Origin of the sequence: Paracoccus sp. (in: a-proteobacteria) (assembly GCF_046462195.1) — a bacterium.
GTDB lineage: Bacteria > Pseudomonadota > Alphaproteobacteria > Rhodobacterales > Rhodobacteraceae > Paracoccus.
In genome coordinates this window covers 1-21676 of the sequence record NZ_JBKGUN010000100.1, presented here as the reverse complement: position 1 = coordinate 21676, position 21676 = coordinate 1, and the positions used below count along the sequence as shown (strand labels likewise).

Below are 21676 nucleotides of genomic sequence, written 5' to 3'. Positions count from 1 at the left end.
TTGATATCAGTTCGCGAACCCGGTCAGGCGCGGGATGGTCATGGAAATGGCCGGGACATAGGTGATCAGGAAGATCACCGCGATCTCGACCGCCAGAAACGGCAGGATGGCGCGGGCGATGGTCATCACCCGCTCGCCCGATACGGCGGCGGCCACGAACAGCACCAGTCCCATGGGCGGCGTCGCCAACCCCACCGTCAGGTTCACGCACATGATGATGGCGAAATGCACGCTGTCCACGCCCATGCCGGTAAAGACCGGCCCCAGGATCGGTGCCAGGATGATGATGGCCGGGCCGGCGTCCAGGAACATCCCCACGCCGAACAGCAGCAGGTTGATCAGCAGCAGCAGCAGCAGCGGATCCGCCGTCAGCGTCAGGATCCAGTCGGCCATCATCTGCGGCGTGTGGGAGAGCGACACCACCGTCTTGAACGACATCGCCGCCCCCACCAGCAGCAGGACCACGGCCGATGTCAGCCCCGCCCGTCCCAGCACGTCCGGCAACTCGCGCCAGGTCATCGTGCGCAGAACGAACAGCGAGATGACCAGCGCGTAAAGCACCGCAACCGCCGCGGCCTCGGTCGGGGTAAAGACGCCGCCAAGGATGCCCCCCAGGATGATCACCGGCGTCATCAGCGGAAAGAACGCCTTCAGGCTCGCCTGTCCCCGCTCGGGCCAGGTATAGCGGCGCGACGCCACCGGGAAGTCGTACCGGTCCGCCATCAGCTTGACGACGCTCATCAGCCCCACGCCCATCAGGATGCCGGGAACGATGCCTGCCAGGAACAGCGCCGCCACGCTTTCGCCCATCACATAGGCGTAGATGATCATGATCCCCGACGGCGGGATGATCGGGCCGATGACCGAACTGGCCGCCGTGATCGCCGCCGCGAACTTGCGGGTATAGCCCTGCTTTTCCATCGCCGGGATCAGCATGGATCCAAGCGCCGAGGTGTCGGCCACAGCCGACCCCGACAGGCCCGCGAACAGCATGGAGGACAGCACGTTCACATGTGCCAGCCCGCCCCGGAAATGGCCCATCAGCGCTTGGGCGAACTCGACCAGGCGGGTGGTGATGCCGCCCCGGTTCATCACCTCTCCGGCCAGCATGAAGAACGGGATCGCCATCAGCGGAAAGCTGTCGATTCCGTTGTAAAGGTTGCGGTACAGCAGCGTCAGGTCGCGTTCCTGCCCGTTCAGCCACAACAGGATGCCGGGGGCTGCCAGCATGCCAAAGAACACCGGCAGCCCGATCAGCAGAAAGATCAGGAACAGCGGCAGGAACCAGATCAGCGCCATCAATCGACCCCCCGGATGCCCGTGTCCATCCCGTCACCCAACGAAATGGGCGGCAGGTCGCGCGCGCCGGTCAGTTCGCCCAGGTTGCGCCCGATCAGCTCCAGGTTCACCATGATCAGCAGGACCAGCCCCACGGGAATCGAGGCCATCATCCAGGACCGCGGCACCCGGTACCATTCCGACAGATCCAGGCTGACCGGCAGGAACAGCGAGGCCGAGGCAAAGCGCCCGCCCAGGCCCGTCACCTCGCGCCAACCGATCTGGACCGCCACCACCAGGACCACCATCGACACTCCCAGCAGCGCCAGGTTCAACAGCCGCGCCAGCACCGACGGCAGCATGACCGGCAGCACGTCGATGGCGACAAAGCCGCCGCGCCGAAAGGCCGTGGGCGCCATCAATCCCGTCATCCACAGCATGCAGAACCGCGCCGCCTCGTCCGGCCAGGCCAGTGCACTGTTCAGCACATAGCGGCAAAAGACCTGCAGGATGGTCACGGCAACCATGACCGCAATGGCGGCGATGCCGATCCCCCGTCCGATCCTCAGCACATGTTCGTTGATCCAGGACAATGGCCGGACCAAACCCCCCATCAGGCTCATTCAAGCCTCCTCCCCTTTGTCGATGCCGTCCCGCTCCACCTCGGGCGGTATCCGTTCAGTCTTGGGCGATGCTGGCAATCTTTCCGGCATAAAAGGCCAGCGGTTCACCATCGCTCAGCGTCGCTCGCAGCACATGACCCACCACGATCGCATGATCGCCCGCCTCGTGCAGGGCAAAACGGCGGCAGTCGAACCGTGCCAGGCAGCGTTCCAGCACGGGCACGCCCTCGTTGTTCAGGTCCATCGTGCGTCCTTCCAGCGCGTCGCGGTTGCGCGCAACGGCCCAAGCCATTTCGGCCTGATCGGCGGCCAGAACATGGATCGCATAATGCTCGGCCGCGGCAAAGACCGGATAACGGGCGCCACTGCGGGCGGGCGACCACAGGACCAGCGGCGGGTTCAGCGATACCGAGGAAAAGCTGTTCGCGGTGATCGCCACGCAACCGTCCGCCCCTTGGGTCGTGACCACCGTCACCCCAGTCGCAAAGCGGCCGAATGCGTCGCGCAGCATCCGCCCGTTATGCGCGTCGGGCACAAAGCTGCGGGCGTCCTGGCTCAGGTTCATGGCACCTCTCGTCCCGATGCGGCCTCATACAACTGGAACCATTCGATGCGGCTCAGTTGCACCTTCCGGGCATCGGCGATCCGCGCGATCCGCGCAAGCGAATTGGTGCCCAGCACCGGAAGGATCGTTGCCGGGTGGCGCAGCAGAAACGCCACCGCCACGGCGGACCGGTCCACCCCATGCTCGACAGCGACCGCATCCATCCGCTGCGTCAACGGGCTGTCCTCCGTCATCAGCCGCCCCCCGCCCAACGGCGACCATGCCATGACAGGGTCGCGGCGGCGCTGGTGGAAACCCAAATCGCCGTCGGTAAAGGGCGACAGCGCGGCCAGCGAGATCTCGATCTGGTTCGTGACCAGCCGCGCCTGCATCGAGGCTTGCAGCAGCTCGACCTGAAAGGGGCGAAAGTTCGACACGCCGACCGTGCGCACCTTGCCTGAGGCCACAAGCGCGTCCAGCGCCGCCCCCGTCTCGTCCGCATCCATCAGGGGATCCGGGCGGTGGATCAGCAGCAGGTCCACCCGATCCGTTCCCAGATCGCGCAAGGACCGCTCCACCGCCCCCTCGATATAGGCGCGCGTCGTGTCGTAATGCTTGCAGGCCACATCGGCATTGCGGCCGCAAGGCGCCACGATCCCGCATTTCGTCACGATCTCCAGCCGGTCGCGCAGACCCGGCGCGTCCCGCAGCGCCGCGCCCAGGATCGCTTCGGCGCCATAGTCGCCATAGATGTCGGCCTGATCCATGGTGGTGATGCCCTGTTCCAGACAGGCATCGATCTTGGCGCGCACATGGGCGGGCGATGTGTCGACATCGTCCCCGATCCGCCACATGCCGTAAACAAGCCGCGACAGGCTTACATCATCAGTCAGACTCACGCGGTCCATGTCAGTGCCTTTCACCAACGCCAAGCGGCGTTAGGGGTGTGCTGTCGGGCACCCTGCCCCACACGCGGTTCAATTGGCATATCTTCATCTGCGGCAAGACGCGGCTGCCAAAATGCTCGGCTTCTTCCAGATGCGGATATCCCGACAGGATAAAGGCCCGGATCCCCATCTTCTGCAGTTCTTCCAGCTTGCTCAGCACTTGGTCGGTTGAACCGACAATCGCGGCACCGCAGCCCGAACGGGCGCGACCGATGCCCGTCCACAGGTTCGGCTCGATATAACCCTCGAGATCGGCCAGTTCGCGGTTGCGCGCCTGCCGGCTGACGCCGAGCGAGCCGGCATCCAGCGCCCGTTCCCGGATCGCGCGTCCCTGCTCGTCGTCCAGCCTGCTGACGAGCTCACGCGCATATTCCTTGGCCTCGGCCTCAGTGTCTCGCACGATGACGTGCGAGCGAAAGCCATAATCCAGCGTGCGGCCATAGGTCTCGGCCGCCGCATGGGCGGCTTTCATGCGATCTGCGATGTCTTCACTCTTTTCGGGCCACATCAGGTAGACATCGCAGTGCTGGCCGCAGAGGTCCAGCGCATCGGGCGAATAGCCGCCGAAATAAAGCATCGGCCCGCCCGATTGATACGGCCGCGCCGGATCGGTTGTCAGGCCGCTGAAGGTGTACACCTCTCCCTGGTATTCGATGCTGTCGCGGGTCCAGGCCTGCTTCAGGATCTCGACCACCTCGCGCGAACGCTGGTAACGGAAGGGGCTGGGCGCCTGCTCGCCAGGAAAATCGCTGCTGATGATGTTCACCGTGAGACGGCCCTGCAGCATATGGTCCAGCGTCGCAAGCGTGCGGGCCAGCATGATGGGCTGCATCTCGCCGCAACGCACGGCGGCCAGCAGGTTGATACGATCGGTGATGGGCGCGCAGCCGGCCACGAAGCTCAGCGTGTCCTGCCCCACCTGATAGGATGACGGGCACAGGATATTGCCGAACCCCTGCGCCTCGGCTGTCTTCACAATGTCCGAACAATGCGCCCACGAGGACCGCAGATCCCCTTCCGGCACACCCAGATGCCGATAATCGTCCGAACACAGAGCCGAGAACCAAGCCACTTCCACCGCATCCAGGTCGGCCGAGGTTACAGGTACGACAGTCATGATCTCCTCCGTGAATCGCCGCGAATGGGTCTTTCAATAGCCTTGTCCTTGATGTAAATCAATGGTGCATCAATTTAGTGGGGACGGGCGTGGCGGCAACAGCGAAAGGCGCGGAACAGCGGTCGGACGCGCTGCCCATCTACCTGCAGATCAGCGAACTGATGATTCGCGACATCGCGGCCGGCCGCCTGTTGGACGGCCAGCGCCTGGCACCGGAACGCGAACTGGCGCAAGCCCATGGCACGACCGTTCGCACGCTCCGCAAGGCACTGGAACTGCTGGAACAGCAAGGCCTGCTGGAACGCCGCCAAGGCTCGGGCAACTACATCCGCGCCGGCCGACCGGTTGCCTCGGTTTATTCGATGTTCCGGCTCGAACACGCGCAAGGTGGTGGTGGCCTTCCCACGGCCCGCATCCTTTCGGTGGACTACCTCCCCAAGGACGCCGACCAGCCCCCTTATGGCACCAGCACCCACGGCACCCGCTTCCGTCGCCTGCGCTACCTTGATGACGTGATGATCGCCCTTGAGGAGATCTGGCTGGACGGCGGCGCGGGCCGCATCCCCCGCGACTTGGTTCAGGACTCGCTCTACCTGACCTACAAGCATGCCCTGACGCTCTGGATCACCCGGGCCGAGGATCGCGTGGGCCTCGGCACCGTCCCCACTTGGTCCCCGCCCGATTTTCCGCTGCCCTCGGGCACCGTGACGGCCCATATCAGCCGCCTGTCGTGGGCTCAGGCCGTCGCACCCGTCGAATTTTCACGCACCTGGTTTGATACCGACAAGGCGCTCTATGTGCAGCGCCTCATCTGAGGAGGTTTCCATGACGACCGAAGCTCTGGTCAAGGCGGACACACACACGATCACCTATGGCGTGATCGGCTGCGGCATGATGGGACAGGAACACCTGCGCAACATCGCGCTGCTGCCGGGCACCGCCATCGGCACCATCTTCGAACCCGATGCCACGATGCGTGCGCGTGCCGCCCGCATCGCACCCGGCGCGCGCTTTGTGGACAGCCTCGAGACGCTTCTGGCCGACCCGGATCTTGACTGCCTGCTGATCGCCAGCCCGAACTTCCGCCATCTGGAACAGTTGCAGACCATCGCGGCACGCCGCCCCCTGCCCGTTCTTGTCGAAAAGCCGCTCTTCACCGATGCCGCCAGTGCCACGGCCATTGACGGCTTTGCTGCACGATACCCTGCGCCCGTCTGGGTCGCGATGGAGTATCGCTACATGCCCCCGGTCGCGCGGCTTCTGCAGATGGCGGACGCCGCAACGGGCGGCATCGCCATGCTGACCATTCGCGAGCATCGCTTTCCCTTCCTGCAAAAGGTCGGGAACTGGAACCGCTTCAACCGCTATACCGGCGGCACTTTTGTCGAGAAGTGCTGCCACTTCTTCGACCTGATGCGACTGGCGCTTCAGTCCGACCCCATCCGGATCATGGCGATGGGCGGTCAGGCGCTGAACCATCTCGATGAAACTCACGAGGGGCAACAGCCCGACATCTTTGATCACGGTTATGTCGCGGTCGAATTCGCCAGCGGTGCGCGTGCCATGCTGGAGCTTTGCATGTTTGCCGAAGGCGCGCGCTACCAGGAAGAAATCAGCGCCGTCGGCCCCTGCGGCAAGATCGAGGCGCTGGTTCCGGGCCCCGGCCGCTTCTGGCCCACTGACCTGGGTGCTCCCCCTGTGGCCCAGGTCGTCGTCTCGCCGCGCCACCCCAAGGGCCCGCAGGTCCATCCGATCCCCGTCGACCCGACCCTGCTGGAGGCAGGCGACCACAACGGCTCAACCTTTTACCAGCACCAGCGCTTCCTCGAAATGGTCCGAGGCGAGCGCAGACTGCCCGAGGTGACGATACAGGACGGCAAATGGGCAGTCCTTATGGGGATTGCCGCACAACGATCCATGAATGAACAGCGAATGGTCGACCTGTCAGAGTTCACCTGATAGTGCTCTCCCCTTGGGCTAACCTATCTAACCATTTGTATTTATTACGTTATTATTAATAATCTGTCGATAAAAGCCGCGGCAGAATGAACCGCCGCCGCTTTTTCGCCAAGGATCGGCTTCGCTCCTGCATTTCTCCCCCACAAGCCGCTTACCCTGTCGGAAACCTTCCCCGCGGGGAAGATCACTCGATCTGGTCCAACATCGACGCTACTGCGGCCTCCAACCTGCGCCGGTCGACAGCTGAAAAATCACGCCCCAGCCGGATCTCCAGCCTCCCATTGGCTGCCGTGCACTTCGCGCTGCCCTGCGGCCGGCTCAGCTGAAAAGTGGTCTTCGCCTTCGCTGCCGGCTGCCGGACGGGCAGGTCTGCCTTCGGCATAGCGGTTCCCGAGGCTGGGGTTATCGTGTCACTCCCATGCCCTGCATAGCGCCTCAGGACCCCCAATTCATCTGTGATGGACCGCGTATCCCATTCCTTCAGCTCTGTCTTGATGGCCTGAACCAAGCCCGGAACCTCTTCCAAGCGCTGTGCCAGGGACAAACCCAGTGCCCGCGGGATCTCCTGCGGATACATCAGCACCTCTCCCAGACGCTCCACAACCGGGATGAAATTGCGGATATAGCTGCGCTTCTGATACCCGGCAGAGCGAAACAGAATGGCGACCGCCTTCTCCGCATCATTTTCCGCCGTGAGCGGATCCATCGCATAATGCACCGCCAGCTGCGCCATCTCGGCAAACGAGATGTCCTTGCGGACCAGGTTCTCATCCACCATCCGGCGATAAAGGGCCTCCAGCTGATCCCCGCGTGCAGCGATTCCTGCTGGAATACGGCCCCATGTATCCGCGTCACCCGTCTCTTCCAGAAGCTGACGATATGCTGACAGACGCCGCCACCCTTGGATCAATTCGTAGCGGCCGTCTCCTGCGGGCTCGACACGGATAGGGTTCGACAATCCGATCTCGCGGATCGAGGCCACCAGTTCGGCCAGTTCGAAATCCGCCACCGGCTTTCGGTCCCGGATCAGCTTGGTCGTGTCAATCGCGTCCAGCGCAATCAGGTCGGTGATCAGCCCTGCCCGTTTCAGACGCACATGCTCCTGCGCCAAGGCATCATTCTCGGCCCGGATCTGCGCCTCCAGCGCCGCCCTGTCTCTGGTCGATTCCGCCGTCTCGCTGATTGCGGCAGCCATCGGCCCCCGCCGCGTTTCCGCGGCTTCCTTCCCCGCGGGGAAGATCTCGGCCGCGTCCTCGGGAATATCGATGTCGAACATCCTCCGCTTGCGGCTCATGCGTGATCCTCCAATTTGATCCAGGCGGCCAGAACATGACCACGGAACTCTTCATAGGCCTGATCGAAAGTCGCACGCGCTCTCCGCCACGTTCCCCGTGTCATCTCTCGATAATCGATTTCATAGACCGACGACAGAAAGCGGCCGGACTGCTCGACCGCGCGCGTCAACTCGATCGGGTTCTCGGCCAGACGGTCGCCAAAGACCTGCCGGAAAGCACCGAACATGGCCTGATGCAATTCGTTCGATGGCTCGAACCGGGTCATCAGGAAGCGCACATCTGCAAAGGCCTTAGGCAGGGCGATCTTCCCCGTGGGGAAGTTTTCGAACCCGTGCGACAGGTCTTCCAAGGCCTCTGCAAGCTGCCCGATGAAGCTGGTGGTCGAGTCGTATTCCCAGTAACCCGGCCCGGATGGGATATAGAGCATGTCCGCGGCAAAGACCGCGTTCATGGATTGGTACCCGATCGCCGGAGGGCAGTCGAAGAGGATCAGATCGTAGGCATCATCGCCCAAGCTGTCGAGAAACCGAGACACCGCTCCAAAGAAGGTCCATTCCGGGTTCAGGTGACGGTATTGGGCGCTGGCGAACTCGACAAAGGCCGCATTGGCGCAACTGGGTACGATGTCGATCGTCGGCCAGGCGGTCGACTTGATGAAGTCTGCCGGGCGAAGTGTTCCCAGACCCATGTCGCGGATCGAGGCGGGCAGCTTCCTTTGGGGCAGGGAGGTACCACTCTCGGCGCCGGCACTTGCCGCGTTCATCCGATCCGTCTCCCGCTCAAGATCGCGGGCCATGATGCCCCAGACCGTGTGATCCTCGTCCACATTTGTCAGCCCCATGGAATGGGACAAGGTCGCTTGAGGGTCGAAGTCCACAACCAGAACCCGATATCCGTCCAGTGCCGCCGCATGCGCGAAATGCAGCGCGACGGTGGACTTGCCGGCGCCTCCCTTGAAATTCGCGATCGCTGCGCGGAAGGCGCGCTTGTTTTCGGGGCGGGGCGGCATCAATGTCTTCTTGTTGATGCGGATGCGACGGCGCAGTTCATTCACTTCGTCAAGGCTGAACCACCGCTGGCGACCGTCCTCCTCAACTTCCCCGAGGGGAAGGTTTGGATCGGCGGCCAATTTGCCGCGAAAAGTGGATTGGTTGATGCGAAAGATCAGCTCGGCCACTTCCCAGCTGGAGAAGCGACGCAGGGTCTTTTCATTCGCAGGGCTGAAGGTCTGACGGCGAATCCAACCCTGCATCTTCAGCGATTGCCCTTGCAGCCGAGAAAGGTCTTCGTGCGTATACATGTTGTGCCTGTTTTCGAGGACGCTGATTATTGCCAACTTCCGATTTACGCCGGATTTGCTCTTTTGGCAAAAGCATTATCTAGTCTTAAGAAATTGTGGAGATCGTTGGGCGCTATTGGATAGATCGCCGGCGGAAACCCAAAAGCCAGCATACACGGTTCAATAGCTTCAGATCGGAAATTACGGGTCACAACGGGCCCTTCCACCCTCTTAAAGGGGACATCGCTTCTTTAATGAGGGACAGGCTAGGAGTCCCGCTATACCAGTGATACCGTTTTCAGTAGGTCAAGAAGAGTATGACTGCTCAACTTGCTCCTGCCCGCTTGACAGAATCAGAGATCAGGACGCAAATGCAGATAGATCGATGAAAGGCGTTTGACAGCATACCAGAGGCCGGCTTATGGCAGTGACCAGGGTCAGGAAAGACAGGACCGATGATGCAAGTGATCAGGCCCGTCGGCCGCGAGGCTGCGGCGAAGAAATATGACATCCTGTCGGCTCTGATGGCCCATGGATTGTCAGGAGACCAAAACCTGCAGCGCGTCGTGCTGCGACTGATGGCACTGATCACCAGCCGCTACAACTGGCAGCGCGACGAGCTGACAATGGGGCAACGTGAAATCGCCCGCTTGTGGTGCGTGGACGAGCGCACAGTCAAGCGGGACATGGCGCGCCTACGTTCCATGGGCTGGATCGTGGTCAAGCGTCAGGGCGCCCGTGGACGCGTGTCGGTTCTGGGACTGGATCTGGACCGCATCCTGCTGGACACGCGACCGGCTTGGGCCAATATCGGCGAGGATTATGTGGCGCGAATGCTGGATCGGGGGATGGGTTCCGTGGAGGATACCGCCACGGTCAATGTCGTGCCTTTTCGCCGCAATGATGCAGCAGCGGCCACCGAGGAAACCGTCTGGGGGGCGGTTCGGGCGCGGTTGCAGTCGGAGGATCCGGCCCTGTTCGATGCCTGGTTTGCCACCCTTACGGAATGCGGCGGGGAAGACGCGCTGGGGCAGGGCGTCCTGCACCTGATGGCACCGTCACGCTTTCATGCGACCTATCTGCGCACCCATCTTCTGGCGCGCCTCGAAGTGGCGGCGCGGCGATGTGATCCGTCGATCCGTGCCGTGCGGATTGAAGCAACCTGACGAACGGCACTATTCGGGCGGGTCGATGGCCTTGCGGAGAATGGCGCGCGCACGGGAAATCCGGCTCTTGACCGTCCCGATGTCGCAGCCGAGGATCTCGGCCGCGTCGAGGTAGCTTTCCCCGATGACGCCGACCAGAACGATCGCCTCGCGGTAGTGGGTGGGCATCTGGTCCAGTGCACGCCACATCTCGTTGCCGCGGAGATGCCATTCCTGCGTCGCAGGGCTGGACGGACCAAAGGACACACAGTCCGCAGATCCCGTGGGTTCTCGGATCGCCTTCTTGCGGTTGGTGTAGAAGCGGTTGCGCATGATGGTGAAAAGCCAGGCCCGCATGTAGGTCCCGGGCTTGTAGCTGTCGGCATGTTCGATGGCCCGCAGCAGCGTGTCCTGAACAAGATCCTCGGCTTCGGTGGGGTTTCCACAAAGCGACTGACCGTAGGCCCTCAAAGCCCGGACATGGTCGAGTACATTGTCTGACATTCCCGTCCTTCCGTGGGCGCCCATCCCTGGTCCCCTTCAAATTCCGCAAGTCCGCCCCCGGTTCCGTTAACCTTTGTAACGGCGAAAAAACTGCCCTGCACGATCAAAGGCTTGTTGTCGCGGGTTTGGTACGGGCGGGAACATTCGGATCGATCACCGGTTGGAAGGGCCAATGAGCAAGGGATCGGCAAGGCAGCCGCTCGCGCAGCGGTTGCGGCCATCCCGAGACAACGACAGGAGATGTTCATGGCCAATTATCCGAAGCCGCCCTTTCCCGAGCAAACGCAGGATCTTCCGGGCAGCTTTACCCGCATGGACCCGCGGCCCGATCACGGCGAGGACAGCTGGCGCGGCGCTGGACGGCTGGAAGGCAAGATCGCGTTGATCACCGGCGGCGACAGCGGAATCGGCCGCGCCGTGGCCATAGCCTTTGCCCGGGAAGGCGCCGACGTCGCCTTGTCCTACTTGTCCGAAACCGAGGACGCGCAGTCGACGGCGCAGCTGATCGAAGACGCGGGCCGGCGCTGTCTTCGGCTGGAAGGGGACATCTCGGACCCCGCCCATTGCCGCAAGCTGATCGACGAGGTGATCGGGGAGTGGGGCAAGCTGGACATCCTGGTCAACAACGCCGCCCACCAGGAGGACTTTGACAGTATCGAGGAAATCCCGGACGAAGAATGGCGCAAGACGTTCGCCATCAACATCGATGCCATCTTTTACCTGTGCAAGGCCGCCATGCCCCATCTGAAGGAAGGCGCGTCAATCATCAACACGACTTCGGTCAATGCTGACAACCCGAGCCCCGCGTTGCTGGCCTATGCCACGACCAAGGGTGCCATCCAGAACTTTACCATGGGGCTGGCGCAGATGGTGGCGGAAAAAGGCATCCGCGTGAACTGCGTTGCGCCTGGTCCCGTCTGGACGCCCCTGATCCCCGGCAGCTTTGACGCCGAAAAGACGGCGCAGTTCGGCGCCAACTATCCCATGAAGCGTCCGGCGCAGCCGGTCGAACTGGCCTCGGCCTATGTGATGCTGGCCGAGGACATGTCGAGCTATGTGTCGGGCGCGACGATTGCCGTGACTGGCGGCAAGCCGTTCATCTGACCCCCGGAAGGAAAAAACGATGCAACGATCGATGTCCCTTGTCTTTGGCTGCGGCGTGCTGGCAGGTCTGGCCCTGCCGACGCTGTTGCGCATGGTTTCCCGCGAAGGCGGAGAGGATCCGCGCGCCCATCTTCATCCCCCTGTCCGGAATGCCGGTCCCAACCAGATGGAAGACCCCCCACAGGATTGGGACCTGGTGGATGAGGCCTCCGATGAATCCTTTCCGGCCAGTGACCCCCCCTCGACCTATTGACGCCCTCACACAAGGAGTGCCCCCGTGGCCCGTGAATCCGACAATGCCCAGATGCTGCGAAACGAGATCGATCACGGCCAGGCGGCCGACAAGGTGGATTATCCCGATCCGGCCGCGTCCCCCCTGGGCACGGATGACGAGGCCGGCGGCCATCCGGTCACGCCCACCCAGGCCCGGATGGCCCATGCCGAGGAAGTTGCGCGACCAGGACACGAGCTTGGCCATCGCGACCTGCACCGCCCGGGCGCGGAACTGAGCAACGCCACCCACGACGCCCATGAAGGAGACGGTCTTCCCCAAAGCAACACGTTCAGGCTGCTGCTGCCCGTCGCCCTGATGGTGGTGGCTGTTCTGCTGGTTGTCTGGGTGTTCGTCTAAAAGCGGTCCGCTTCGGGATCCCGATCCCGAGGCGGAGCCTGCGGCAGGGCAGGGGCCGTGTCACCGGAGGCCGTTTGCGGTCCCGACAAGGCGACTGCCAGACGGAAGGCCAGTTGACGGACAGTGTCCGAGACAGGATCATTGTTCATCGCGTCGCGCAGTTCGGCCAGACGCTGATCAACCTGATCATCCGACAGATCTGTTTCCCATTTGGGTCCAAGAGGGCCTGAATGCAGGTTGTCGGAAGAAGGCGTCATCAGAAAGCTCCGGAAGATTCTGCATTAACTTAAATCAGTCGGCGGGACTTGGCGATGGCTTCCATGCGATCTACTCGTTTGCCGAAGAAAGCCACGGTCACGAATGCGTCAGAGGTGCATCAAGGCGCCCCTGCAGGACGTGGCCGTTTCCACTGACCTGCGTCCCGTGCATTGGGAGACACTGCATGACCACTTCCGTTCCACCGCCCGACCCGTCCGAGGTCCGCATCGACCAGCATCTGGTCGAATTGCGAAAGGTCGAAGATCGGCAGCCGGTGCCTCCGCGCCTGCTTGCGCTGATGGAGCAACTGGTCGATCGGCTGAAGGAGAAAGACAGCTGAATTTTGTACTAGGCGCGGGAACAAAGGGTTTGTCCGCCGGTTCATTGATCCCCGATGCGGCCAAGGTCGCACCGGCCAGGACAGGAACCCGCCGCCGCGTCTGCGTGCCCAGGCAGCCGTGGCCAGATCGCCCAACGATCCGGGTTTCCGTCATCTCTGGCCATGGCAGTATCGGGGGGCCGGGACGGCTGGTCTCGGGGTGGCAGGTTGTGTTCCCGGCGATGCGGCATCATCCCCGCATCGTCCCTGCAAGCCCCGGCGCCCAGACAGCCGTTCCGGCCTTCCTTGCCCCGCCGATCGTGTCGGGTCAGCCACAAACGCGTTTGCCGCAACATGGGTTTCACCCCGGATGGGAACAATCCGCAGACAGCTATTGTTGGCAGGCATGATGAGGGCTTCCGCTTCCGACGTACCGTTCGTGATCTGTGACAGGATCGATCCTTTGCCCGTTGAAGGCCAGCGGACGCTCCGGATCGCGATGATCTGTCCGCCACTGCCCAGCCACCTGCGCGCTTTCGAGGGGATCGCGGCGGCTCTGCGGGTGCGGGGGCACGATCCGATTTTCGTGACCGAACCGCAAGTCGCGGTTGATCCTGGGTTCCCGACCGTTCGCCTGCCCGACGAGGCGCCACCGAACCGTGGCCTAGGGTTCTGGGCCAGCATTCGCCAAGGTGCCCTTTGGACCGACAGGCTGTGTCGGCACGGTCCCGCGATCCTGGAGCGGCTCAAGGTGGACATGATCCTGGGAGATCAGACGGAGCCTGCGGCCGGGTTGCTGGGAGCAGCATTGAAGATACCCATGATCTCGGTCGCCTGCGCGCTGCCGTTCAATCCTGAACCGGGTATTCCGCTGCCTTACCTGTCGTGGCCCTACGACCGGAGCGAAGCCGGGTTGAAGCGCAACAAGGGTGGCGCACAGGTGGCCCGCCTACTGATGACGCCCCATCGTCGTGTCGTCCGTGAATGGGCGGAGCACTGGGGGTTGGGCCCGCGGGAAAGTTTCGAGGATTGCCTGTCGCCTTTGCTCACCCTTGCGCAGGTCGTTCCGGGCTTTGAACATCCCCGCCCGGACCGTGGCGCGAACATGGCGCTGCTGGGTCCATTGCGACGGCCCGATCCGCAGGTGATGCCGGAAGGGGTGATGCCCGATCCGGCGCGGCCGCTGGTCTATGTATCGCTTGGCACGCTGCAAGGGCACCGGTGGCGGTTGCTGGCGCGGATCGTTCGCGCCTGTCATGCCGTGGGGGCACAGGTACTGGTCTCGCACGGGGGCGGTCTGGATGCGCGCAACGCGGATCGGATTCCCGCCGATTGGGTGTTGGATTTCGTGCCGCAGCAGGCGGTTCTGGGACATGCGGATCTGTGTGTGACCCATGCCGGCCTGAATACCGCACTGGAATGTCTGGCGCAGGGGGTGCCGATGCTGGCCCTGCCGCTGGCCTATGATCAGCCAGGTGTGGCGGCACGCATTGGCGCCTGCGGCGCAGGGCTGTGGTTGAAGCGCACCGAGCGCAGTCAGGCCCGCATCGAGGCCGCGCTGCTGCGCCTGCTGACAGAACCCGGGTTTCGCGCAACGGCCACCCGCTTTGCACGCGACAGTGCCGGCTGGTTGGGCGCCGAAGGGGCCGTGCAGCAGATCGAGAGGGTCATGCAAAGCCTGCCAGCGCGCGCACCGTTGCTAGGATGAAGCTGTCGTCGATCCAGACCCACAGCAGCACCTCGACCGCAAGGGTCGCCAGCGCCACGGCCACGAAAGGCAGCCGCAATGCCAGCAGCGCCCCAATGGCGGCGGCGGCTGTATCGGCCAGCGAGTTGAGGCGGCTGTCACCTTGATAGGCGAGGGGATCCCCGGCATCATAGTTGAACAGCCGGATGCTGACCGGCAGGTTTTCCGCAATCTCCCACAGGGCGCCGCTGGCAAAGACCGCCGCCAGCAAGGTCCAGGTCGTCCATGACGGGCGCAACCGCATCAGCAGTTGAACCAGCGCGGCCCCCGACACCAGGTGCATCAGCGTGTAAGGGTCCAGCATGACCCGGGAGTTCAGTTGCGGGTCGCCGGGCAGCGCCCAGATCCGGCCGCAGTCGCAGCCCCAAGGGCGGTCCAGCCACGCAAAGAACGCCAGCTTGGCCACCACCGCCACGAGGATCAGCGCCAGCGCCTGGCCGCGCGTCAATCCGCGTCGAGCCCGGGGAGGAAGGGACTGGTCCGGAAGGTGGTCTGCACCCGGCGGCGTGGCGAGAGGGTCTTCTGTCATTTCGGGCACTTTAGGCGCGCCGGAGGTGGTGACAAGGGGGATGCGGCAGGCCGTCAGGGCGTTGTTGAAAAAAGGACGCAGACCCTGTTGCGTGGCCGACGGGAGGAACATTGTCTGCCTCAGACGCACGGAAGGGTGATGGCTGTTGCGGCCGTATGCCGGTGTGGCGGATGATGGTCCGCATCGGGCAGGGGGGACAGGCGCGGGCCGCCCTTGTCCGGACCTGTTCGCGGCTCTAGCTGGAGGAGGGCAACGGGAGGCGCATCATGTCGATCACGATCACGGGGATGTTCAAGCGGTTCGGGCAGACGGACGTGCTGCGCGGCATTGATCTGTCCGTGGCCGAAGGCGAGCTGATGGCACTTCTGGGTCCTTCGGGTTCCGGCAAGACGACGCTGCTGAAGATCATTGCCGGGCTGGAATGGCCTGACGTCGGCAGCCTGCAGGTGGGGGGGCAGGACTGGCTGCAGCTGGCGGCGCGCGACCGGCGCATCGGCTTTGTCTTTCAGCATTATGCCCTATTCCCGCACATGAAGGTGCGCGACAACATCGGTTTTGGCCTGACCGTGCGTCCACGCGCCGAGCGGCCCACGCGGGCGCAGATCGCTGCGCGCGTCGATGAACTGATGACACTGCTGCAGATCGGGCCGCTGGCGGATCGTTATCCCGCGCAACTGTCCGGCGGCCAGCGCCAACGCGTGGCGCTTGGCCGTGCCTTGGCGATCCAGCCCAACGTCCTGCTGCTGGACGAGCCTTTTGGCGCATTGGACGCCGCCATTCGCCGCGACCTGCGCCGCTGGCTGCGGGGTGTGCATCAGGCGACCGGATCAACCACGATCTTTGTCACCCATGATCAGGAAGAGGCCTTCGAGCTGGCCGACCGCGTGGTGGTGATGGGTGAAGGGCGGATCGAGCAGATCGGCCACGCGGACGAGATCCATGACCATCCGGCGACGCCTTTTGTGGCCCGTTTCATGGGCGCGACCGCCGTCCTGCCGGTGACCCTGCAGGCGGGGCGCGCCATCGGACCCGGGCTGGACCTGACCGCGTTGCCGCGCAGGGCCTTGCCCGACGGGCCGGCGCAGATGTTCGCGCGGCCAGCCGACATCCGGGTGCAGCCGGACCCGGCAGGGCCTTGGCGCATCTCGGGGCTGACAAGCACCGGAGCCGATCTGCGGCTGGTCCTGAACCATCCCGACCTGCCTGAAATCGAGGCGCAGATGCCGCGCCGCGGGTCCCCTGCGCTGGCCGAAGGGGACCTTGTCACGTTGCGGCTGGAAGGCGCGGCCATCTTTTCCGACCGCCGCCCCGCCCAGGCCGCCCCCGTCACGCCCCTGCGAAAGGAAATGATCCGATGAAACTGCCCCTTCTTGCCACGGCCGTTGCCCTGGCGCTGGCCTCGCCCGCCGCGGCGCAGGACAAGCTGCTGAATGTCAGCTATGACATCGCGCGCGAATTGTTCGAAGCGCTGAATCCCGCCTTTGCCGCGCATTGGCAGGAAGAAACGGGCCGCACCGTATCCATCGACATGTCGCATGGCGGATCTTCCCGGCAGGCGCGTGCCATCCTCGAGGGCCTGCCTGCCGATGTGGTGACCTTCAACCAGGAAACCGACATCGACGTGCTGGCCGAGGGGGGCTTGCTGCCCGAGGACTGGCGCGATGCCTTCCCCAACGGCGCATCGCCCTATTACTCGCTGCCGGCCTTCCTGGTCCGCGAGGGCAACCCGAAGAACATCGAGGATTGGGACGATCTGGCCCGGGAGGACGTGGCGCCTGTCTTTCCGAATCCCAAGACCAGCGGCAACGCGCGCTACACCTACCTTGCCGCCTATGCCTATGCCCTGGCGCAGAACAACGGCGACGAGGCTGCGGCGCAGGAGTTCGTGCGCACGATCTTCTCGAGCGTCCCGGTCTTTGATACCGGCGGTCGGGCGGCCACGCAGACCTTTGCGGAACGCGGCATCGGCGACGTGCTGGTGACATTCGAGGCGGAAACCGGCCAGATCGCCGAGGAATACGCCGCAGAAGGTTTTGAGCGCGTGACGCCCTCCATGAGCCTGTTCGCGGCTTTCCCGGTCGCCGTCGTGGCCGAGAATGCGGAAAGCAACGGATCGACCGAGGTTGCAGAAGCATACCTGGAATGGCTTTACACCCCAGAGGCGCAGCGCATTCTGGCCGAGCGGGATTACCGTGTGACGGATGAAGCAGTGGCGGCCGAATTCGCCGATGCACAGGCCCCGGTCGAACTGGTCACTGTGGATGAGGTATTCGGCGGATGGGACGCCATCAGCGCCAAACATTTGGCCGAAGGCGGCATCCTGGACCAGGTCTTCGTGAACCGATGATCGCGGCGGCCGCCCCCATCCGCGCCAAGCGGGTCCTGCCCGGCTTTACCCTCAGCCTGGGCACGACACTGCTGTACATGGTGCTGATCGTGCTGATCCCGATAGCGGCGCTGATCCTGAAAGGCGCCGAGATCGGGCCTTCCGCCTTCTGGGCCATTGTCAGCAGCGAACGCGCGGCGGCAGCCCTTCGCATCACGATCATTGCGGCTGCCATCGCGACGGCCTTCAATGCACTTTACGGTCTGCTGATGGCCTGGGTGCTGGTACGGTACGAATTTCCGGGCAAGCGGCTTCTGGACGCGCTGATGGATGTGCCCTTTGCGCTGCCCACGGCAGTGGCGGGCCTGTCGCTGACGGCGCTGTTTTCTGCCAATGGCTGGTTCGGCTCGGTGCTGGATGCGGCGGGGGTGCAGGTTGTTTACACGATCTGGGGCATTGCGCTGGCGATGGCCTTTACCTCGGTTCCCTTTGTGGTCCGGACGGTCCAGCCGGTTCTGGAGGATCTGGACCTTTCCTTGGAACAGGCCGCCGAGACGCTTGGGGCCCGGCCGTGGCAGATCTTTACCCGCGTGGTCCTCCCCGCGATCCTTCCGGCTTGGCTGGCCGGTTGCACGACCGCCTTTGCCCGGTCCTTGGGTGAATTCGGAGCCATCGTCTTCATTGCCGGCAACCTGCCCTTTGAAACCGAGATCGCCGCTCTGCTCGCCTTCATCCGGCTGGAGGAATACGACTACAACGGCGCGGCCGCGATCGCACTGGTCCTGCTGGCCTTTGCGCTGGTGCTGCTGGTCGTGTCGAACCTGCTGCAGTCCTGGGCCGCACGTCACCGCGAGGCCGCACGATGAACGCGCCCGACATGATCGCGCCGGGTTCCGTGACGCCCCTGCAGGGGCATCGGGCGCCGTCGCGCGGCGCGCGGCTGCTGATCGGGCTGGCGGTGGCACTTACGCTGCTGGTGGTGGTGGCGCCTTTGGCCTATATCTTCGTGCGTGCCTTTTCCCAAGGCTGGCAGGTTTATGCAGCCAACATCCTTGACCCGAACACGCTGCACGCGATCTGGCTGACCAGCCTTGTTGCCCTGATCGTCGTGCCGCTGAACGTGGGCTTCGGCATTGCCGCAGCCTGGGCCGTGGCCAAGCACCGCTTTCCTGGGCGCGGCATCCTTGTCACGATGATCGAGATTCCGTTCTCGATCTCGCCCATCATCGCGGGCATCTGCTATCTGCTGCTTTATGGCCGGCAGGGCCTGCTGGGCCCTTGGCTGCGCGAGATGGACCTGCAGGTCATGTTCGCCCTGCCCGGCATCGTGCTGGTGACGATGTTCGTGACCGCTCCCTTTGTCGCGCGCGAGGTGCTGCCGCTGATGCAGGCTCAGGGGACCGATCAGGAGCAGGCTGCGGTGACACTTGGCGCCTCGGGTTGGCAGGTGTTCCGGCGGGTGACATTGCCCAACATCCGTTGGGCGCTGTTGTACGGTGCGGTGCTGTGCACGGCGCGAGCCGTGGGCGAGTTCGGAGGGGTGTCGGTCGTGTCCGGCAACATCCGCGGGCAGACCAACACCTTGCCCCTGCATGTCGAACTGTTGTTCAACGACCTGAACGCCGTGGGTGCCTTTGCCGCCGCCTCGACGTTGACGATCATCGCGCTGGTGGCGCTGGTGATCAAGACGGCGCTGGAAGCGCGGCGTTAACCTTCGAGCAGGGCGACGAGGTCGCGAAAACGCTCTCCCTGCACCAGAACATGATCGGTCATGGCCCGCGCCGCGGTGTCGGCGTCGCCTGACCGGATGGCCGCCGCGATGCGCCGGTGTTCCTCCAACGAGGTCAGGACGCGGCCGCGCGCCTGCAACTGCCGGCGGCGATAGGGTTGCAGGACGGCCTGGAGACGCAGGGTTTCCCCTTCGAGGAAAGGGTTGTGCGCCGCGCGATAGATCGCTTGATGAAAAAGGGTGTTCTGCGTGTAATAGCCATCACTGTCGTCAGCGCGGGCCGCGTTCTCGCAAGCCACAAGGCTGGCTGCAATGCGGTTCTGATCGGACGAATCGGCGCGGCGGCAGGCCAGACGGGCGCAAAAGGATTCCAGTTCAGCCATCAACTCGAAGCGCTGCATCAGTTCGGGGATGCCCAGCTTGGCCACGAACGTTCCCCGCTTGGGCTGAACGTTCAGCAGGCCCGATGCTTCCAAGGCCTGCAAGGCCTCGCGCACCGGGGTGCGGGAACAGCCGTATTCGGCAGCGATGCGGTCCGGATCGATCCTGTCACCGGGCTGGATCCGGCCGTCCACGATCGCGTTTTCCAGCGCCAGACGGATTTGGTGTGCAGCGGGCAGGGTCATGGCAACCTCGGGACATCGTTCAGTCTGTTATATACATCATGGTCGATTCTATGTATATCATCGGCAGGGGAGGATCGATGATGGGCAAGCAGAGACTGGCATTCCTGACGGACTTCGTCGAGGCGATCACGCGCCGCAAGCGGGGCGGCGAGGCTGAAACCCTTCAGGCCCTGTCCCGCCCGGCGCTGGAGCGTGCAACGGTGGCCTGTTCTGTACTGATGGGTCGAATCGGCGATGCCGCACGGGTGGCGGTGGCCCAGCAGGCGCTGTCGGCCTATGCAGAGCTGACGGCCGATGAAAAGCTGCGGTTCTTCCAAGTGCTGCGCGACGAGCATGGCACCGATCCGGAGGCGATCCGTCAGGCCTATGCGGCTTGGGATGCACAACCGGATGCTGCAACCGGGGCGGACCTGTTCCGCGTGGTCGAGCCTGCGCGCCAGAGCCTGCTGCGCCGCCTGAACCTCGCCCCTGATGCAACATTGCGGCTGGTGCACATGCGGCAGGACCTGCTGGATGCTATCAGGCAGGATCCCAGCCTGGCGGCCATCGATCAGGATTTCGCGCATCTGTTTGCGTCGTGGTTCAACCGCGGGTTCCTGCGCATGCGTCGCATCGACTGGAATGCACCGGCGGCGATCTTGGAAAAGATCATGGCGTATGAAAGCGTTCACCGGATGGAGGGTTGGCCGGACTTGAAGCGCCGTCTGGCTGACAATGACCGTCGCCTTTACGCCTTCTTCCATCCTGCCACGGGTGACGAGCCGCTGATCTTTGTCGAAGTGGCGCTGACGCGCGGCATCCCCGACGCCATCGGCCCGATCCTGACGGCTCCCGAGATTCACGAGCCCGCATCTGCCGATACGGCAGTCTTTTATTCCATCAACAACAGTCTGGCCGGACTGAAGGGTGTCAGCTTTGGCAATTTCCTGATCAAGCAAGTGGTGGCCGTGCTGTCGCAGGAACTGCCCGACCTGGAATGTTTCGTGACGCTGTCGCCGGTGCCGGGCTTTGGCCGCTGGTTGTCAGCCCAGCAGGACGATCGCGCCCGTGCCCTGTCCGAGGCGCTGGAAAAGGAAGACTGGCAGACGGATGAGGTCGTGGCGGCGCAGCTGCGTCCCGAGGTCGAAGCCATCGCCGCGCGCTATATCGTGGCTGAAAAGGGCAAGGGCGGGCAGCCGGCCGATCCGGTGGCACGCTTTCACCTGGGCAACGGTGCCAGCGCGCATCGCCTGAACTGGCCCGCCGATTTCGCGCCGTCGGCCGTAAAGGCGGCGCATGGACTGATGATCAACTATCTTTACGAGCTGGACCGGATCGAATCCCGGCACGAGGCTTTCGTGCGCGACGGCACCGTGGCCCATGGGCCGCAACTGGCCGACGCGCTGACACGTCAAGGGTAAGGGAGGACCCCCATGCAGACCATCCACGAACAATTCGTCCAGACCGCCGAGGTGATGCAGGGCAAGACGCTGTTCGAGCGGCCGGGGCAGGCGGACATCAGCTTTCTGCAGATGCGCGAAACGGTCGAGCGTCTCGCTGGCGCGTTGACGGCACTTGGCGTCAGCCCCGGCGACCGCGTGGCCGTGCAGATCGAAAAGTCACCCGAAGCCATCGCGCTTTATCTGGCAACGCTGCAGGTCGGCGGGATTTTCCTGCCGTTGAACACGGCCTATACCGGAGCCGAGATCGACTATTTCATCGGCGATGCCGCGCCGC

Annotated in this window: 25 protein-coding genes; 14 read left to right on the top strand and 11 right to left on the bottom strand. The window is 63.7% G+C overall.

Features of this window, described 5'->3' with window-relative positions; all coding sequences use genetic code 11:
* Positions 1 to 6: 6 nt before the first annotated feature.
* From ACLHHB_RS06380 to ACLHHB_RS06360, 5 genes are all read right to left on the bottom strand, one after another.
* Positions 7 to 1299: a TRAP transporter large permease gene (locus ACLHHB_RS06380; RefSeq protein ID WP_410217441.1), complete on the bottom strand. Its 1293-nt coding sequence runs from the start codon at positions 1297 to 1299 to the stop codon at positions 7 to 9.
* Positions 1299 to 1892 (bottom strand): TRAP transporter small permease, encoded by a 594-nt coding sequence (locus ACLHHB_RS06375; protein ID WP_410217451.1) that lies wholly within the window; start codon positions 1890 to 1892, stop codon positions 1299 to 1301. Before ACLHHB_RS06375 ends, ACLHHB_RS06380 begins: the two co-directional genes overlap by 1 nt.
* Before the next feature lie 64 nt (positions 1893 to 1956).
* Positions 1957 to 2466 carry a flavin reductase family protein gene (locus ACLHHB_RS06370; RefSeq protein WP_410217440.1) on the bottom strand — a complete coding sequence of 170 codons (510 nt, stop codon included), beginning with the start codon at positions 2464 to 2466 and terminating at the stop codon, positions 1957 to 1959.
* Positions 2463 to 3353, bottom strand: a complete 891-nt coding sequence (locus ACLHHB_RS06365) for an aldo/keto reductase family oxidoreductase (protein ID WP_410217439.1) — start codon at positions 3351 to 3353, stop codon at positions 2463 to 2465. Before ACLHHB_RS06365 ends, ACLHHB_RS06370 begins: the two co-directional genes overlap by 4 nt.
* 1 nt (position 3354) lies before the next feature.
* Positions 3355 to 4509 (bottom strand): LLM class flavin-dependent oxidoreductase, encoded by a 1155-nt coding sequence (locus ACLHHB_RS06360; protein WP_410217438.1) that lies wholly within the window; start codon positions 4507 to 4509, stop codon positions 3355 to 3357.
* 89 nt (positions 4510 to 4598) lie between these two features.
* On the opposite strand from ACLHHB_RS06360, the gene ACLHHB_RS06355 reads away from it, so the two are divergent.
* Both ACLHHB_RS06355 and ACLHHB_RS06350 read left to right on the top strand, forming a co-directional pair.
* Complete coding sequence (locus tag ACLHHB_RS06355; protein WP_410217437.1) at positions 4599 to 5324, top strand: GntR family transcriptional regulator; 726 nt, start codon at positions 4599 to 4601, stop codon at positions 5322 to 5324.
* A 10-nt stretch (positions 5325 to 5334) separates the two neighbouring features.
* On the top strand, positions 5335 to 6468 hold the full coding sequence (locus ACLHHB_RS06350) for a Gfo/Idh/MocA family protein (protein WP_410217436.1): 1134 nt from the start codon (positions 5335 to 5337) through the stop codon (positions 6466 to 6468).
* Between the two features lie 184 nt (positions 6469 to 6652).
* On the opposite strand, the gene ACLHHB_RS06345 is transcribed toward ACLHHB_RS06350, so the two are convergent.
* Both ACLHHB_RS06345 and ACLHHB_RS06340 read right to left on the bottom strand, forming a co-directional pair.
* On the bottom strand, positions 6653 to 7762 hold the full coding sequence (locus ACLHHB_RS06345) for a ParB/RepB/Spo0J family partition protein (protein WP_410217435.1): 1110 nt from the start codon (positions 7760 to 7762) through the stop codon (positions 6653 to 6655).
* Positions 7759 to 9063 carry an AAA family ATPase gene (locus ACLHHB_RS06340; RefSeq protein ID WP_410217434.1) on the bottom strand — a complete coding sequence of 435 codons (1305 nt, stop codon included), beginning with the start codon at positions 9061 to 9063 and terminating at the stop codon, positions 7759 to 7761. Before ACLHHB_RS06340 ends, ACLHHB_RS06345 begins: the two co-directional genes overlap by 4 nt.
* 434 nt (positions 9064 to 9497) lie before the next feature.
* Here ACLHHB_RS06340 and ACLHHB_RS06335 point away from each other — a divergent pair, with 434 nt between their 5' ends.
* On the top strand, positions 9498 to 10208 hold the full coding sequence (locus ACLHHB_RS06335; protein WP_410217433.1) for a DnaA N-terminal domain-containing protein: 711 nt from the start codon (positions 9498 to 9500) through the stop codon (positions 10206 to 10208).
* Between the two features lie 9 nt (positions 10209 to 10217).
* On the opposite strand, the gene ACLHHB_RS06330 is transcribed toward ACLHHB_RS06335, so the two are convergent.
* On the bottom strand, positions 10218 to 10691 hold the full coding sequence (locus tag ACLHHB_RS06330; RefSeq protein WP_410217432.1) for a sigma-70 family RNA polymerase sigma factor: 474 nt from the start codon (positions 10689 to 10691) through the stop codon (positions 10218 to 10220).
* Between the two features lie 246 nt (positions 10692 to 10937).
* Here ACLHHB_RS06330 and ACLHHB_RS06325 point away from each other — a divergent pair, with 246 nt between their 5' ends.
* The 3 genes from ACLHHB_RS06325 to ACLHHB_RS06315 are packed head-to-tail and all read left to right on the top strand — an operon-like array spanning position 10938 to position 12426.
* Positions 10938 to 11795: an SDR family oxidoreductase gene (locus ACLHHB_RS06325; RefSeq protein ID WP_410217431.1), complete on the top strand. Its 858-nt coding sequence runs from the start codon at positions 10938 to 10940 to the stop codon at positions 11793 to 11795.
* A gap of 19 nt (positions 11796 to 11814) precedes the next feature.
* Complete coding sequence (locus tag ACLHHB_RS06320) at positions 11815 to 12048, top strand: hypothetical protein (RefSeq protein WP_410217430.1); 234 nt, start codon at positions 11815 to 11817, stop codon at positions 12046 to 12048.
* Between the two features lie 24 nt (positions 12049 to 12072).
* A complete protein-coding gene (locus tag ACLHHB_RS06315; RefSeq protein ID WP_410217429.1) occupies positions 12073 to 12426 on the top strand; it encodes a hypothetical protein in 354 nt (117 codons plus the stop codon).
* Here the strand turns inward: ACLHHB_RS06315 and ACLHHB_RS06310 are convergent.
* Positions 12423 to 12683, bottom strand: a complete 261-nt coding sequence (locus tag ACLHHB_RS06310; RefSeq protein ID WP_410217428.1) for a hypothetical protein — start codon at positions 12681 to 12683, stop codon at positions 12423 to 12425. The genes ACLHHB_RS06315 and ACLHHB_RS06310 overlap by 4 nt on opposite strands.
* Positions 12684 to 12868: 185 nt before the next feature.
* Here ACLHHB_RS06310 and ACLHHB_RS06305 point away from each other — a divergent pair, with 185 nt between their 5' ends.
* Together ACLHHB_RS06305 and ACLHHB_RS06300 are read left to right on the top strand one after the other, a co-directional pair.
* Entirely contained in the window at positions 12869 to 13024 is a 156-nt protein-coding gene (locus tag ACLHHB_RS06305) for a hypothetical protein (protein ID WP_410217427.1), read from the top strand.
* A 442-nt stretch (positions 13025 to 13466) separates the two neighbouring features.
* Entirely contained in the window at positions 13467 to 14711 is a 1245-nt protein-coding gene (locus tag ACLHHB_RS06300; protein ID WP_410217426.1) for a glycosyltransferase, read from the top strand.
* On the opposite strand, the gene ACLHHB_RS06295 is transcribed toward ACLHHB_RS06300, so the two are convergent.
* Positions 14671 to 15279 (bottom strand): DUF2585 family protein, encoded by a 609-nt coding sequence (locus ACLHHB_RS06295; protein ID WP_410217425.1) that lies wholly within the window; start codon positions 15277 to 15279, stop codon positions 14671 to 14673. The genes ACLHHB_RS06300 and ACLHHB_RS06295 overlap by 41 nt on opposite strands.
* Before the next feature lie 266 nt (positions 15280 to 15545).
* Between ACLHHB_RS06295 and ACLHHB_RS06290 the strand changes: the two genes are divergently transcribed.
* The 4 genes from ACLHHB_RS06290 to cysW are packed head-to-tail and all read left to right on the top strand — an operon-like array spanning position 15546 to position 19316.
* A complete protein-coding gene (locus ACLHHB_RS06290) occupies positions 15546 to 16637 on the top strand; it encodes a sulfate/molybdate ABC transporter ATP-binding protein (RefSeq protein ID WP_410217424.1) in 1092 nt (363 codons plus the stop codon).
* Positions 16634 to 17626, top strand: a complete 993-nt coding sequence (locus ACLHHB_RS06285) for a sulfate ABC transporter substrate-binding protein (RefSeq protein ID WP_410217423.1) — start codon at positions 16634 to 16636, stop codon at positions 17624 to 17626. The genes ACLHHB_RS06290 and ACLHHB_RS06285 overlap by 4 nt, the downstream gene beginning before the upstream one ends.
* Positions 17623 to 18471, top strand: coding sequence for a sulfate ABC transporter permease subunit CysT (gene cysT, locus ACLHHB_RS06280; RefSeq protein ID WP_410217422.1), 849 nt, complete (start codon positions 17623 to 17625; stop codon positions 18469 to 18471). The genes ACLHHB_RS06285 and cysT overlap by 4 nt, the downstream gene beginning before the upstream one ends.
* A complete protein-coding gene (cysW, locus tag ACLHHB_RS06275) occupies positions 18468 to 19316 on the top strand; it encodes a sulfate ABC transporter permease subunit CysW (RefSeq protein WP_410217421.1) in 849 nt (282 codons plus the stop codon). Before cysT ends, cysW begins: the two co-directional genes overlap by 4 nt.
* Here the strand turns inward: cysW and ACLHHB_RS06270 are convergent.
* A complete protein-coding gene (locus tag ACLHHB_RS06270; protein WP_410217420.1) occupies positions 19313 to 19960 on the bottom strand; it encodes a GntR family transcriptional regulator in 648 nt (215 codons plus the stop codon). The two genes, cysW and ACLHHB_RS06270, sit on opposite strands and share 4 nt — an antisense overlap.
* Positions 19961 to 20040: 80 nt before the next feature.
* Here ACLHHB_RS06270 and ACLHHB_RS06265 point away from each other — a divergent pair, with 80 nt between their 5' ends.
* Both ACLHHB_RS06265 and ACLHHB_RS06260 read left to right on the top strand, forming a co-directional pair.
* Positions 20041 to 21360 carry a malonyl-CoA decarboxylase domain-containing protein gene (locus tag ACLHHB_RS06265; protein ID WP_410217419.1) on the top strand — a complete coding sequence of 440 codons (1320 nt, stop codon included), beginning with the start codon at positions 20041 to 20043 and terminating at the stop codon, positions 21358 to 21360.
* 12 nt (positions 21361 to 21372) lie between these two features.
* Positions 21373 to 21676, top strand: a 304-nt coding sequence (locus ACLHHB_RS06260) for an AMP-binding protein (RefSeq protein ID WP_410217418.1), incomplete at its 3' end; no start/stop codon positions are given.